The sequence below is a fragment of the Mesorhizobium sp. M0808 genome, from assembly GCF_040320025.1.
In the GTDB taxonomy this organism is placed as follows: Bacteria; Pseudomonadota; Alphaproteobacteria; order Rhizobiales; family Rhizobiaceae; genus Mesorhizobium.
In genome coordinates, this window is record NZ_JAMYOX010000001.1 from 16,752 (window position 1) to 29,814 (window position 13,063).

General features: G+C 62.2%; 13 protein-coding genes and 1 riboswitch. Of the genes, 1 reads left to right on the forward strand and 12 read right to left on the reverse strand.

Annotation, left to right across the window (positions count from 1 at the left end):
- The 12 genes from NKI25_RS00080 to NKI25_RS00135 form a co-directional block, all read right to left on the reverse strand.
- Positions 1–621, reverse strand: a complete 621-nt coding sequence (locus NKI25_RS00080; RefSeq protein WP_023676621.1) for an NADH-quinone oxidoreductase subunit J — start codon at positions 619–621, stop codon at positions 1–3.
- A gap of 118 nt (positions 622–739) precedes the next feature.
- Positions 740–1,231, reverse strand: a complete 492-nt coding sequence (nuoI, locus tag NKI25_RS00085; RefSeq protein WP_023676622.1) for an NADH-quinone oxidoreductase subunit NuoI — start codon at positions 1,229–1,231, stop codon at positions 740–742.
- Positions 1,231–2,274 (reverse strand): NADH-quinone oxidoreductase subunit NuoH, encoded by a 1,044-nt coding sequence (gene nuoH / locus NKI25_RS00090; protein ID WP_023676623.1) that lies wholly within the window; start codon positions 2,272–2,274, stop codon positions 1,231–1,233. The genes nuoI and nuoH overlap by 1 nt, the downstream gene beginning before the upstream one ends.
- Positions 2,275–2,276: 2 nt before the next feature.
- The gene (gene nuoG, locus NKI25_RS00095) at positions 2,277–4,358 is read right to left on the reverse strand and encodes an NADH-quinone oxidoreductase subunit NuoG (protein ID WP_352570380.1); all 2,082 of its coding nucleotides are present in this window, start codon (positions 4,356–4,358) and stop codon (positions 2,277–2,279) included.
- Between the two features lie 74 nt (positions 4,359–4,432).
- Positions 4,433–5,128: a helix-hairpin-helix domain-containing protein gene (locus tag NKI25_RS00100; protein WP_352786695.1), complete on the reverse strand. Its 696-nt coding sequence runs from the start codon at positions 5,126–5,128 to the stop codon at positions 4,433–4,435.
- A 77-nt stretch (positions 5,129–5,205) separates the two neighbouring features.
- A complete protein-coding gene (nuoF, locus tag NKI25_RS00105; RefSeq protein WP_023676626.1) occupies positions 5,206–6,510 on the reverse strand; it encodes an NADH-quinone oxidoreductase subunit NuoF in 1,305 nt (434 codons plus the stop codon).
- A gap of 10 nt (positions 6,511–6,520) precedes the next feature.
- Entirely contained in the window at positions 6,521–7,582 is a 1,062-nt protein-coding gene (gene nuoE, locus NKI25_RS00110; RefSeq protein ID WP_352997700.1) for an NADH-quinone oxidoreductase subunit NuoE, read from the reverse strand.
- A gap of 434 nt (positions 7,583–8,016) precedes the next feature.
- Positions 8,017–9,207 carry an NADH-quinone oxidoreductase subunit D gene (locus NKI25_RS00115; protein WP_352450015.1) on the reverse strand — a complete coding sequence of 397 codons (1,191 nt, stop codon included), beginning with the start codon at positions 9,205–9,207 and terminating at the stop codon, positions 8,017–8,019.
- Positions 9,208–9,810, reverse strand: coding sequence for an NADH-quinone oxidoreductase subunit C (locus NKI25_RS00120; protein WP_352617419.1), 603 nt, complete (start codon positions 9,808–9,810; stop codon positions 9,208–9,210).
- Entirely contained in the window at positions 9,807–10,346 is a 540-nt protein-coding gene (locus NKI25_RS00125; protein WP_352997702.1) for a hypothetical protein, read from the reverse strand. The genes NKI25_RS00120 and NKI25_RS00125 overlap by 4 nt, the downstream gene beginning before the upstream one ends.
- Positions 10,347–10,352: 6 nt before the next feature.
- Positions 10,353–10,934, reverse strand: a complete 582-nt coding sequence (locus tag NKI25_RS00130; protein WP_023720749.1) for a NuoB/complex I 20 kDa subunit family protein — start codon at positions 10,932–10,934, stop codon at positions 10,353–10,355.
- Positions 10,925–11,290 carry an NADH-quinone oxidoreductase subunit A gene (locus tag NKI25_RS00135; RefSeq protein WP_023798850.1) on the reverse strand — a complete coding sequence of 122 codons (366 nt, stop codon included), beginning with the start codon at positions 11,288–11,290 and terminating at the stop codon, positions 10,925–10,927. The genes NKI25_RS00130 and NKI25_RS00135 overlap by 10 nt, the downstream gene beginning before the upstream one ends.
- A gap of 335 nt (positions 11,291–11,625) precedes the next feature.
- On the opposite strand from NKI25_RS00135, the gene NKI25_RS00140 reads away from it, so the two are divergent.
- Positions 11,626–12,825, forward strand: coding sequence for a winged helix-turn-helix domain-containing protein (locus NKI25_RS00140; RefSeq protein ID WP_352997704.1), 1,200 nt, complete (start codon positions 11,626–11,628; stop codon positions 12,823–12,825).
- 29 nt (positions 12,826–12,854) lie between these two features.
- A riboswitch (cobalamin riboswitch) is annotated at positions 12,855–13,058 on the forward strand.
- Positions 13,059–13,063 lie beyond the last annotated feature (5 nt).

Sequence of the window (13,063 nt, forward strand, 5' to 3'; positions counted from 1 at the left end):
TCAGACTCCTTCGCCCGTCTTGACCTTGCGGATTTCCACTCCGGTTGCCGCCGTGCGGCCGACCTGGGCGGCGATCGACTGCCGCTTGACGCCCGGCTTGTGGCGCAGCGTCAGCACGATGGCGCCGATCATGGCGACCAGCAGCACCAGCCCCGCTACCTGGAAGTAATAGAGGTAATCCGTATAGAGGATGTCGCCGAGCGCTGCCGTGTTCGACCGCGCGGCCAGGTCCGGAATGGGTTTCGCGACCGTCGCCGCCAGTTTCGGCGCGAATGTATAGCCGCCGAGCACCACGATCAGCTCCGCCGCCAGGATCAGCCCGACCAGCGCGCCGATCGGTGCATATTGCAGGGCGCCTTCCTTCATTTCGGCGAAGTCGACGTCGAGCATCATGACGACGAACAGGAACAGCACCAGCACCGCGCCGACATAGACGACGAGCAGGATCATCGCCAGGAACTCGGCGCCGGTCAGCATGAACAGGCCGGCGGCGTTGAAGAAGGTCAGGATCAGGAACAGCACCGAATGCACGGGATTGCGCGCCGAAATGACCATGAACGCCGATGCCACCGCGACAAAGGCGAAGAGGTAGAAAAAGGCCGCCTCTAGTCCACTCAGCATGGGTTCCCCCGGGTTTCCTGTCAGAACAGGACGTTCGTCCTGTTTTTTGCCACCGCCTCCGGTCGGCAAGTTGCGTGTTCCTTAAACCAGGCCCCTCGCCCCGTCCATGCGTCAAATATCAGCGGTAAGGCGCATCCAGCGAGATGTTGCGCGCCAGCTCACGCTCCCAGCGGTCGCCATTGGCCAGGAGCCTGTCCTTGTCGTAATAAAGCTCCTCGCGCGTTTCCGTCGCGAATTCGAAATTCGGCCCCTCGACAATGGCGTCGACCGGGCAGGCTTCCTGGCAGAAGCCGCAATAAATGCATTTCACCATATCGATGTCGTAGCGCACGGTGCGCCGTGTGCCGTCGTTGCGGCGTGGGCCGGCTTCGATGGTGATGGCCTGTGCCGGGCAGATCGCCTCGCACAGTTTGCAGGCGATGCAGCGTTCCTCGCCGTTCGGATAGCGGCGCAGCGCATGTTCGCCGCGGAAGCGCGGGCTGACCGGCCCCTTTTCATGCGGATAGTTGATCGTCTCCTTCGGCGCGAAGAACTGGCGCATCGACAGGAAGAAAGCGCTGACGAAATCCTGCAAAAGCAGTGACTTGGCGGCCTGGGATAATGCTGACATCAGGCAAACCCGGTGAGTTTGAGAAAGGCGGCGGTGGCGACCACCATGAACAGCGAGATCGGCAGGAAGACCTTCCAGCCGAGCCGCATCAGCTGGTCGTAGCGATAGCGCGGCACGAACGCCTTCACCATGGAGAACATGAAGAACACCAGGCAGACCTTGAGCACGAACCAGATGAGCCCCGGCACCCAGGTGAAGGGTGCGAAGTCGAAGGGCGGCAGCCATCCGCCGAGGAACAGGATGGTGGCCAGTGCGCACATCAGGACGACGGCGACATATTCGCCGAGGAAGAACAACAGGAACGGCGTCGAGGAATATTCGACCATATGGCCGGCGACGAGTTCCGATTCGGCTTCCACAAGGTCGAAGGGCGGCCGGTTGGTCTCGGCCAACGCCGAGATGAAGAAGACGATGAACATCGGGAACAGCGACAGCCAATGCCAGTCGAGGAAGGTGTTGGGCAGGCCGAGCCGCGTGCCCAGCCCGTCCTGTTGCGACAAGACGATGTCGGACAGGTTGAGCGAGCCGACGCAAAGCAGCACGGTGACGATGACGAAACCGATCGAGACTTCGTAGGACACCATCTGCGCCGCCGAGCGCAGCGCGCCAAGGAACGGGTATTTCGAATTGGACGCCCAGCCGCCCATGATGACGCCATAGACCTCGAGCGAGGAGATGGCGAAGACATAGAGGATGCCGACATTGACGTTGGCGATCGCCCAGCCTTCATTGACCGGGATGACCGCCCAGGCGGAGATCGCCAGCACCGCCGACACCAAGGGCGCCAGCAGGAAAACGCCCTTGTTGGCGCCGGACGGGATCACCGGTTCCTTGAAGACGAATTTCAGCAGATCGGCGAAGGCCTGCAGCGTGCCCCATGGGCCAACGACATTCGGTCCGCGGCGCAATTGCACCGCCGCCCAGATCTTGCGGTCGGCGTAAAGCACATAGGCGACGAAGATCAACAGAACGACGATCAGCACGACCGACTTCAAAAGGATCAGCAGCGCCGGCAGCACGTAGAAGGAGAAGAAGGTGTCCATGTCTACTCCGCCGCCTGCCTGAAGCCGTTCTTCGCCAAAGCCGAGCACTCGGCCATCACCGCGGAAGCCCGCGCGATCGGGTTGGTCAGGTAGAAATCCTTGACCGGCGAGGTGAAGGTGCCCTTGTTCAGCCGCCCGCCGAGCTTGGCAACCCTGGCGATGTCGGCCGGGTCGCCGGCCGCGACATGGTCGATGCGGGCAAGATGCGGGTATTCCGCATAGAGCTTTGCGCGTAGCTGCGGCAGCGAATCGAAAGGTAGCTTCTTGCCCAGCACATCCGACAGTGCCCGAAGGATCGCCCAGTCCTCGCGCGCTTCGCCGGGCGCAAAGCCGGCCCGGTTGGTCTGCTGCACGCGGCCCTCGGTGTTGACGAAGGTGCCCGACTTCTCGGTATAGGCGGCACCCGGCAGGATGACGTTGGCGCGATGCGCGCCCTTGTCGCCATGCGTGCCGATATAGACGACGAAAGCGCCGCCGGTCTTGGCCATGTCGATTTCGTCGGCACCGAGCAGGAACAGCACATCGGTCTCGCCGAGCATGCCGGCGACATTCCTGCCGCCCTCGCCCGGCACAAAGCCGACATCGAGGCCGCCGACCCGCGCCGCCGCGGTGTGCAGTACGGCAAAACCGTTCCAGTCGGCCCTTGCGGCATTGACGGCGACGGCGAGCTTCGCCGCCTGGCCAAGCACGGCCGCGCCGTCCGGACGCGCCAGCGCACCCTGGCCGACGATGATCAGCGGATGCGTCGCCTTCTTCAGTAGCTGGAAGAACTTGCCGTTGCCGTCGGCCAGATCCTTCAGCGATTCCGGCCCGGCGCCGAGCTGCTCATAATCATAGCGCGTATCGCCGACGTCGCCGATGACGCCGACCGGCAGATTGCCGGCCCGCCAGCGCTTGCGGATGCGGGCGTTGAGCAAGGATGCCTCGAAGCGCGGATTGGCGCCGATGATCAGCACCGCATCGGCCTGTTCGATGCCTTCGATGGTCGGGTTGAACACATAGCTCGCCCGGCCGAGCGACGGATCGAGTGCGGCGCCGTCCTGGCGGCAGTCGGTGTTCTTCGAGCCGAGCGAAGCCATCAGAAGCTTCAGCGCGTAGATCTCCTCGACGGCGGCAAGATCGCCGGCAATGGCACCGATCTTTTCGGGTGCCGCATTCGACACCGCTTCCTTGATCGCGGCAAAAGCCTCGGCCCAGCTTGCCGGGGCCAGTCTGCCATCCTTGCGCACATAGGGGCGGTCGAGGCGCTGCGTGCGCAAGCCGTCCCAGACGAAGCGGGTCTTGTCGGAAATCCATTCCTCGTTCACCGCCTCGTTGGTACGCGGCAGGATGCGCATCACTTCGCGGCCCCGGCTATCGACACGGATCGCGGAGCCGACGGCGTCCATCACGTCGATGGATTCGGTCTTGGTCAGTTCCCACGGCCGTGCCTGGAAGGCGTACGGTTTGGAGGTCAGCGCACCAACCGGGCAAAGGTCGATGACATTGCCCTGCAGTTCCGAAGTCATCGCGCTTTCGAGATAGGTGGTGATCTCGGCATCCTCGCCGCGGCCGATCAGGCCGAGCTCGGATATGCCGGCAATCTCGGTGGTGAAGCGGACGCAGCGCGTGCAATGGATGCAGCGGTTCATGATCGTCTTGACCAGCGGCCCAATATACTTGTCTTCGACCGCCCGCTTGTTCTCATGGTAGCGCGAGGAATCGACTCCGAACGCCATCGCCTGGTCCTGCAGGTCGCACTCGCCGCCCTGGTCGCAGATCGGGCAGTCCAGCGGATGGTTGATCAGCAGGAATTCCATCACGCCTTCGCGCGCCTTCTTGACCATCGGCGTGTTGGTGAAGATTTCCGGCGGCTCGCCGTTCGGGCCGGGGCGCAGGTCGCGCACGCCCATGGCGCAGGACGCCTGCGGCTTGGGCGGGCCGCCTTTCACCTCAATCAGGCACATGCGGCAATTGCCGGCGATCGACAGCCGCTCGTGGAAGCAGAAGCGCGGCACTTCTGCGCCGGCGTCCTCGGCCGCCTGCAGCAGCGTGTAATGGTCGGGTACAGTGATCTCTTTCCCGTCGACCTTGAGCTTTGCCATTTCGCCTCAAACCCCTGCGGACGTTCCGCAATCTTTCCTTCCGGGCGCAGCCGAGACCGCGCACGATATTGAATTCACTTTTTGGCCCCGGCCAACGCGGCCGCCTGACCGATCCAGCCGTCACGGCCGATGCGGCCCTTCAACGACAGGTAATCTTCGACCCAGGCGATCTCTTGCGGCGTCCACGCGGCGATCTGGGCGTATGTCCAGATGCCAAGGCCGTTCAGCACCTTTTCCAGTTTCGGCCCGATGCCCGATATCGCCTTGAGGTCGGCGGGCTTGGCTGGCCGATCCATCGGCCTGGGCTGCTTGAAATCTTCCGGCATCAGCCCGGCCGACGCATCCGCTGCAACGGTGCTCGCATTCGCCAAGCTCCGCGCCGCGGTGCTCGTCGCAATGTCGGTCACATCATTGGCGAAGGACTGCGCCTCGGCAATCAGGGTTTTGGTCGCTGCGCGCGCCTTTGTCGAGGAGCTTTTGCCGGTCGCGGAAAAGCGTTCCGTCCGGGCCTCGAAATCCTCGGCGACCGGCTGCCAAAGCCGCTGCGAGGTTTCGGCCGCGCCCGAAAGCACGCCCATCCAGATGCCAAAGGCGTGGTTGGCAAGACCGATGCCGAGTGCCGTCATCGCCGCCGCGCCCGCGACAGGATGCGCCAGGAGATTGACGGCATTGGCCATCTCCTTCGGCATCATCCTGGTCAGATCCTGGTTCATCTTCAACAACGGGTCCATATCGGGCGTAAAATCGTCGGGTGTCGAAAACAGCGACATAGGTGGTCTCCTGGTCGTTTCCGTCTGCCCCGCGCTCGTTTCCTCGTGTCGGACATTCGTCCGCATTTTGAATACTTCTATTCCGCCGCCGCCAGCACCGGTTCGGCACGGTGCGCGTTGCGCGAAAACTCGTCGATGCGCCGCTCCACCTCGCCGCGGAAATGCCGCATCAGGCCCTGGATCGGCCACGCCGCCGCGTCGCCCAGTGCGCAGATCGTGTGGCCCTCGACCTGCTTCGTCACGTCGAGCAGCATGTCGATCTCGCGCTTCTGCGCTTCGCCGCGCACCAGCCGCTCCATCACCCGCCACATCCAGCCGGTGCCTTCACGGCAGGGCGTGCACTGACCGCAGCTTTCGTGCTTGTAGAAGTAGGAAAGCCGCGCGATCGCTTTCACGATATCGGTCGATTTGTCCATGACGATGACAGCCGCCGTGCCGAGGCCCGATTTCAGATCGCGCAGCGCGTCGAAATCCATCGGCGCGTCGATGATTTGCTCGGCCGGCACCAGCGGCACCGAGGCGCCGCCCGGAATGACCGCCAGCAGATTGTCCCAGCCGCCGCGGATGCCGCCGCAATGTGTCTCGATCAGCTCGCGGAACGGGATCGACATCGCCTCTTCGACGGTGCACGGATTGTTGACGTGGCCGGAGATGCAGAACAGTTTCGTGCCGACATTGTTGGGCCGGCCGAAGGACGAGAACCAGGCGGCACCGCGGCGCAGGATGGTCGGCGCGACAGCGATGGACTCGACATTGTTGACTGTCGTCGGGCAGCCATAGAGGCCGACATTTGCCGGAAATGGCGGCTTCAGCCGCGGCTGGCCCTTTTTGCCCTCGAGGCTTTCGAGCAGCGCCGTCTCCTCGCCGCAGATATAGGCGCCGGCGCCGTGATGCATGTAGATGTCGAAATCGTAGCCGGATGTGTTGTTCTTGCCGATCAGCTTGGCCGCATAGGCCTCGTCGATGGCGCGCTGCAGCGCCTCGCGCTCGCGGATGAACTCGCCGCGCACATAGATGTAGGCTGCGACCGCGCCCATGGCGAAGCCGGCAAGCAGGCAGCCTTCGACCAGCGTGTGCGGGTCGTGGCGCAGTATGTCGCGGTCCTTGCAGGTACCGGGCTCGGACTCGTCGGCATTGACGACGAGATAGCTCGGCCGGCCGTCGCTTTGTTTGGGCATGAACGACCATTTCAGCCCGGTCGGGAAACCGGCACCGCCGCGGCCGCGCAGGCCCGATGCCTTCATCTCGTTGACGATCCACTCGCGCCCCTTGGCAACGATGCCGGGCGTGTTGTCCCAGGCGCCGCGCGCCATGGCACCGGCCAGCGACTTGTCGAAGCGGCCGTAGATGTTGTTGAAGATGCGGTCTCTGTCCTGAAGCATTGCTCGTTCCTCAGACCGGCTTCTTGCCGGTCGGCCGGCTCTTGTTTCCGAGCGACGGTTTGGTCGCCTTGGCGGCAGCCTTCGCCGGTTTAACCTTGGCCTCCGGCGCTTTGAAAGCAGACGCCGGCTCGGCCTTGTTCTTGGGGCCTCTGCGCTGTTTCGAGACGTCCTCGACCTGCGGTTCGGCCTTGTTGGCATTGGCGGCCGAATGCAGAGGCGCTGCGACGCTCGCCGCCCTTTCCGCCGCGGGCGCGACTTTCGTCGCCGACGGCGATTTCAGCGCCGGGTTGGTCTCGACCGCGTCGGTCTTCGGCTTGCTGGCATTCGAGGGCGCAACCGGCGCCGGCGCGGCAGGAGCAGTTGGCGGAACTGATGCTGCGACGGCAGCCGCCGGCTCTGCATCCTTGGTGGCCTTGGTCGCCGCCCTGGTTTCCCGGTCGCGGGTCGCCTTGAGGATCGCCTTTTCGCTCTTGAGGGTCGTCAGGCCACTGGCCGGCTCAGAGGTGATGCGGCCGTTTTGCGGTCCTGGCGTCACCGAAGCACCTTTGCCGGCGTCATAGAGGTCGATGATCTCGGCAAGCCGCTCCGGCGTCAAATCCTCATAGGTGTCCTTGAATATCATCACCATCGGTGCGTTGACGCAGGCGCCGAGGCATTCGACCTCTTCCCACGACAGCGTGCCCTTGTCGTTGGTGTGGAATTGGTCGTGATGGATTTTCGAGCGGCACACATCCATCAGCGCTTCCGAGCCGCGCAGCATGCAGGGCGTGGTGCCGCAGACCTGGATATGAGCGCGGGTGCCGACCGGATTGAGCTGGTATTGCGTATAGAAGGTGGCGACTTCCAGCCCACGGATATAGGGCATGTCGAGCATGTCGGAGATCGTCTCGATCGCCGCCTTGGTCACCCAGCCTTCCTGTTCCTGCGCCAGCATCAGCAAGGGAATGATGGCGGACTGCTCGCGCCCCTTCGGATATTTCTTGATCCACTGCTTCGCCGCCGCCGCATTCGCCCGGTTGAAGGCGAAGGAGGCTGGCTGGAGGCTGGCTTCTGCGAGACGGCGGACTGACATTACGATTTCGCTTCTATGTTTCTACTGGTTAGAGTTGTAGGCGCGATAGCAATCCTCGGATCGCCCCAAAACGCATACGAACTCTTCATTTCCACGCTTCAGGCGGATGTATCCGTCATAGCGGCTATACACCCAAGCTATTGGCTTGCAACGATATTCTTCGGGGATCAATGACGCTACGAGGTTGTCATGAACCGCGCAGTTGGACGATGTCGACGGCCGGCCATGGACAAGAATGCCCTCATCCATTGCTGGGGTCTGGGTGCTCAAGCCACGGACTGTAAGCAGATCGCCTTCTGCAATAAGCTTGAACCCCTCTTTGAGAAGATCGGTCGACGAGAGACCCTCACCGGACCCAGCAAGCGACACTTCAGCGGAAGCCGCAAGGCATGCCGCGGCCAGAAACGCCTTTGACGGTCGAGCCATTCCCATCATCACCGATCGACCTCACCAAACACGATGTCGAGTGAACCCAACACGGCGGTGACGTCGGCCAACATGTGGCCGCGACACAAAAAGTCCATGGCCTGGAGATGCGCGAAGCCGGGCGCGCGCAGCTTGCAGCGATAGGGCTTGTTGGTGCCGTCGGAGACGAGATAGACGCCGAACTCGCCTTTCGGCGCCTCGACGGCCGCATAGACCTCGCCGGCCGGCACGCGGTAGCCTTCGGTGTAGAGCTTGAAATGATGGATCAGCGCTTCCATCGAGCGCTTCATCGCCGCGCGCTTCGGCGGCACCACCTTGCCGTCAAGGTTGGACACCGGCCCGCTGCCCTCCTTACCGAGCAACAGATCGACGCACTGGCGCATGATTTTCGCCGACTGCCGCATCTCTTCCATGCGCACCAGATAGCGGTCGAAACAGTCACCGTTCTTGCCGATCGGAATGTCGAAATCCATCTCGGCATAGCATTCGTAGGGCTGCGATTTGCGCAGGTCCCACGGCGCGCCCGAGCCGCGCACCATGACGCCGGAAAAACCCCAGGCCCAGGCGTCGGCCAGAGACACCGTCGCGATGTCGACATTGCGCTGCTTGAAGATGCGGTTGCCGGTCAAGAGTGAGTCGAGGTCGTCGACCGATTTCAGGAATGGGTCGATCCACTTGCCGATGTCCTCGATCAGCTTCTGCGGCAGATCCTGATGCACGCCGCCGGGGCGGAAATAGGCCGCGTGCATGCGCGAACCCGAGGCGCGCTCGTAGAACACCATCAGCTTTTCGCGCTCGACGAAGCCCCACAGCGGCGGCGTCAGCGCGCCGACATCCATCGCCTGCGTCGTCACATTGAGGATGTGCGACATGATGCGGCCGATTTCCGAATAGAGCACTCGGATCAACTGGCCGCGCTTTGGCACCTCGATGCCGAGCAGACGCTCGGCGGCAAGCGCAAAGGCATGCTCCTGGTTCATCGGCGCGCAATAATCGAGCCGGTCGAGATAGGGCACGGCCTGCAGATAAGTCTTGGCCTCGATCAGCTTTTCCGTGCCGCGGTGCAACAGCCCGATATGCGGGTCAACGCGATCGACGACTTCGCCGTCAAGCTCCAGCACCAGGCGCAAAACGCCGTGCGCCGCTGGATGTTGCGGGCCAAAATTGATGTTGAAGTTGCGAACGGAGGTTTCAGCCATTTACTGCTTTGCCTTTTCATCCCCCGGAAGCACGTAATCCGTACCTTCCCACGGAGACAGAAAATCGAAATTGCGGAATTCCTGCTTGAGCTCCACTGGCTCGTAGATGACGCGCTTGGCTTCGTCGTCGTAACGCACCTCGACGAAGCCGGTCAGCGGAAAGTCCTTGCGCAGCGGATGGCCTTCAAAGCCGTAATCGGTCAGAATCCGCCGCAGATCGGGATGGCCTGAAAACAGCACGCCATAGAGATCATAGGTCTCGCGCTCGAACCAGTCGGCGCCGGGATAAATCCCGGTGATTGACGGCACCAGCGTCTCTTCGTCGGCCTGGACCTTGATTCGGATGCGGATATTCTGTCTCGGCGACAGCAAATGATAGACGACGTCGAAGCGCTTCGCCCGCGATGGATAATCGGCGCCGCAGACGTCGATGATCGAAATGAACTGGCATTTCGGGTCGTCGCGCAGGAAGGTCACCACCTCGATCAGGTCGCGCGGCTCGACCGAGATGGTGAGTTCGCCATAGGCGAACACCGCCTCGCCGATCCGGCCGATCAGCTTCTCGCCGAGATAGGTCGAGAGGTCATTCAACGCCTGGGTCATGACAACCTCGCCAACCAGCCCAGAACCTTGCGCGAGTCTTCTGGATCTTTTTCACCAAACCAGCCGCTCTCCCTGGCGGCGTCAATAGTCAAAAAAACCTGGCATTCATCATCGTCACCCGGCTCGCCAAAAAACAGCTTTCCGACAAACTGCCGGGTTTCCAGATGCGCAGGGTCGCCATTTAGAGCAACGCATTCCACAAACAGCTTTTCGGTAGTTGCTCCCTGGCCCGACGCGGCAGAGGAAAGCTTGGCCGACATTTCACCAATCAGATTCTTGGTTCGATCGCCAAGCGAACGCAGTCTTACGTCGCCATGATAAAAGATAATTCGTGGGTCGCTTGTCGGCTCGGCTTCCCAATCATTCAATCGGATGTCGATACCGACACCAGCAGCACCAAATTTCGTGTCTGTTGAGAGCGCAGAAGAATAAAACGTCGAACCGGAGTCCGTTTTTACAAATCGCTGTTCAGACGTTCTGAACATCAAATCCAGCCAAGGTTCAGGGTTGCCATGAATAATCCGATCTTCATCCATGGCGATTTACCGCTCGATCGTGCCGGTGCGGCGGATCTTCTTCTGCAGCAGAAGGATGCCGTAAAGCAGCGCTTCAGCGCTCGGCGGGCAGCCGGGCACGTAGATGTCGACCGGCACGATGCGGTCGCAGCCGCGCACCACCGAATAGGAATAATGATAATAGCCGCCGCCATTGGCGCAGGAGCCCATCGAGATGACGTAGCGCGGCTCCGGCATCTGATCATAGACCTTGCGCAGCGCCGGCGCCATCTTGTTGGTCAGCGTGCCGGCGACGATCATGATGTCGGACTGGCGCGGGGACGCGCGCGGCGCGACACCGAACCTCTCCGAGTCATAGCGCGGCATCGACGTATGGATCATCTCGACGGCGCAGCAGGCGAGGCCAAACGTCATGAACATCAGCGAGCCACTGCGCGCCCAGGTGATCAGCGCCTCGGTCGAGGTGACGAGAAAGCCCTTGTCGGCGAGCTCGTTGTTGATCTCCAGGAAGAACGGATCATCCTCCCCCACCGGCCTGCCGGTGTTGGGGTCGATGAGGCCCTTGGGCTTCGGCGCGACGAGCGTGCCGGAACTGTCGTTCAATCCCATTCCAGCGCTCCTTTTTTCCATTCATAGGCAAAGCCGATGGTCAGCACCGCCAAAAACACCATCATCGACCAGAAACCGAGCATGCCGATCTGGCTGAACGACACCGCCCACGGAAACAGGAAGGCCACCTCCAGATCGAAGATGATGAACAGGATCGACACCAGGTAGAAGCGGATGTCGAATTTCATGCGGGCATCGTCGAACGAGTTGAAGCCGCACTCATAGGCCGAAAGCTTTTCCGGATCGGGGTTGCGATAGGCCACCAGGAAGGGTGCGGCGAGCAGCGCCAGTCCGACGACCAGCGCCACGCCGATGAACAGGACGATGGGCAGGTACGAACTCAACAATGCGTTCATTCTGCAGCTTTCCGTTGCGGCCAATCCACTCTGATTACAGCACCGGACCCACTTGCGGAAGCGTGACAGTTTAACCACTGAACCGTTTTAAGGGGGCTCTATGCTGCAACGCGGCGAGGGTTAGCGCAGCGCTTTCGGCGAAGCAAGTCAAACCTTGTTCAAATCGCGGTGCTGGACGGCATATCCGGGAAAACTGGTCCGATCCGCTCCTGTTTGATTTCCTTCACTTTTTACTCCACTTTTCTCTCCTGACATGGATGCCGCCAAAACCCTGCTAGCATGGCACGGAATCGCAGGTCATTTTCTCTGTCCAAAATCGTCCGGATGCCGCCTTCATGAAGGAAAAAATCTCGCTTGCCATGGCCCGCCGCATTGCGCTGGCGGCACAGGGATTCAATGACCCGCGCCCCACCGGCACGCCTGACCGCCGGCATCTGGCCCGCGTGCTTGCCCGTACCGGCCTGCTGCAGATCGATTCCGTCAGCGCCGTGGTGCGCGCCCACTATATGCCGCTTTATTCGCGGCTTGGCCCTTACAAGCTGGCGTTGCTCGACAACGCCGCCGTCACGCGCAAGCGCATGGTCTTCGAGTATTGGGCGCATGAAGCCTCGTTCTTGCCGGTCGAGACCTATCCGCTGATGCGCTGGCGCATGCAGCGGGCCGAACGCGGCGACGAAATGTACAGCGGACTGGCCAAATGGGGCCGCGAGCACGCCGCCTATATCGAAGACATCTATCGCGAGGTCGCCGAACGAGGCCCGATCGCGGCGTCGGCTTTCGAAGGCCAGAAGGGTTCGGGCGGCTGGTGGGGCTGGAGCCATGCCAAGCATGCCTTCGAGTGGCTGTTCTGGGCCGGCCGCATCACCACGGCGCATCGCCGCGGCTTCGAGCGGTTCTACGATCTGCCGGAGCGCGTGCTGCCGCCGGCGGTACTCGCGCTACCGGTTCCCTGTCCCGAGGATGCTCACCGCGAATTGCTGCGCATCTCGGCCCGCGCCCACGGCATCGCCACGGCAGGAGACCTGCGCGACTATTTCCGGCTCTCGCCCGCCGACATCAAGGGCCGCATCGAGGAGTTGGTCGAGGCCGGCGACCTGTTGCCGGTGAGCGTCGAAGGCTGGAGCAAAACAGCCTATCTCCACAAGGACGCCCGTTTGCCGCGCAAGATCGAGGCGCGCGCCTTGCTCGCGCCGTTCGATCCCGTCGTCTTCGAGCGGTCGCGCACCGAGCGGTTGTTCGACTTCCACTACCGCATCGAGATCTACACGCCGGCCGAAAAGCGCCGGTATGGCTATTATGTGCTGCCATTCCTGCTCGGCGACAGCATCGTCGGGCGCGTCGACCTCAGGGCCGACCGCCCGGCCGGCGTGCTGCGCGTCCATGCCGCCTATGCGGAGCCCGTCGCCTCGCTGCAAACCGCAGCCGAGCTTTTCGAAGAATTGAAGCAGATGCAGGGCTGGCTCGGCCTGGAACGCATCGAGGTGACCGCTGCCGGCGACCTCGGCCGGCCGCTCGCGGATATCGCCGCGTCATAGACGTGCGTTGACACGACTGCCTCCACAAGCCTAAATCCGTTCCAGACGGTCCCCTGCCCGCAACGGCAGGGGCCAAGAGGGAATGCGGTGCGAAATCTCGATTTCAAATCCGCGGCTGTCCCCGCAACTGTAAGCGACGAGCCAAGGCCGAAAACCACTGGGATATTCCCGGGAAGGCGGCACCCAGGCGATGACCCGCGAGCCAGGAGACCTGCCGTCTAGGACATAAGAATCCGAT

Excerpts from the sequence above, each read along its gene's own strand:
- NKI25_RS00115 (WP_352450015.1), bottom strand. The coding sequence starts at position 9,207 with ATGGCTGAAACCTCCGTTCGCAACTTCAACATCAATTTTGGCCCGCAA.
- nuoI (WP_023676622.1), bottom strand. The coding sequence starts at position 1,231 with ATGTCAGCATTATCCCAGGCCGCCAAGTCACTGCTTTTGCAGGATTTC.
- nuoF (WP_023676626.1), bottom strand. The coding sequence starts at position 6,510 with ATGCTTCAGGACAGAGACCGCATCTTCAACAACATCTACGGCCGCTTC.
- nuoG (WP_352570380.1), bottom strand. The coding sequence starts at position 4,358 with ATGGCAAAGCTCAAGGTCGACGGGAAAGAGATCACTGTACCCGACCAT.
- NKI25_RS00120 (WP_352617419.1), bottom strand. The coding sequence starts at position 9,810 with ATGACCCAGGCGTTGAATGACCTCTCGACCTATCTCGGCGAGAAGCTG.
- NKI25_RS00100 (WP_352786695.1), bottom strand. The coding sequence starts at position 5,128 with ATGTCGCTGTTTTCGACACCCGACGATTTTACGCCCGATATGGACCCG.
- NKI25_RS00135 (WP_023798850.1), bottom strand. The coding sequence starts at position 11,290 with ATGAACGCATTGTTGAGTTCGTACCTGCCCATCGTCCTGTTCATCGGC.
- NKI25_RS00080 (WP_023676621.1), bottom strand. The coding sequence starts at position 621 with ATGCTGAGTGGACTAGAGGCGGCCTTTTTCTACCTCTTCGCCTTTGTC.
- NKI25_RS00125 (WP_352997702.1), bottom strand. The coding sequence starts at position 10,346 with ATGGATGAAGATCGGATTATTCATGGCAACCCTGAACCTTGGCTGGAT.
- NKI25_RS00140 (WP_352997704.1), top strand. The coding sequence starts at position 11,626 with ATGAAGGAAAAAATCTCGCTTGCCATGGCCCGCCGCATTGCGCTGGCG.
- nuoH (WP_023676623.1), bottom strand. The coding sequence starts at position 2,274 with ATGGACACCTTCTTCTCCTTCTACGTGCTGCCGGCGCTGCTGATCCTT.
- nuoE (WP_352997700.1), bottom strand. The coding sequence starts at position 7,582 with ATGTCAGTCCGCCGTCTCGCAGAAGCCAGCCTCCAGCCAGCCTCCTTC.
- NKI25_RS00130 (WP_023720749.1), bottom strand. The coding sequence starts at position 10,934 with ATGGGATTGAACGACAGTTCCGGCACGCTCGTCGCGCCGAAGCCCAAG.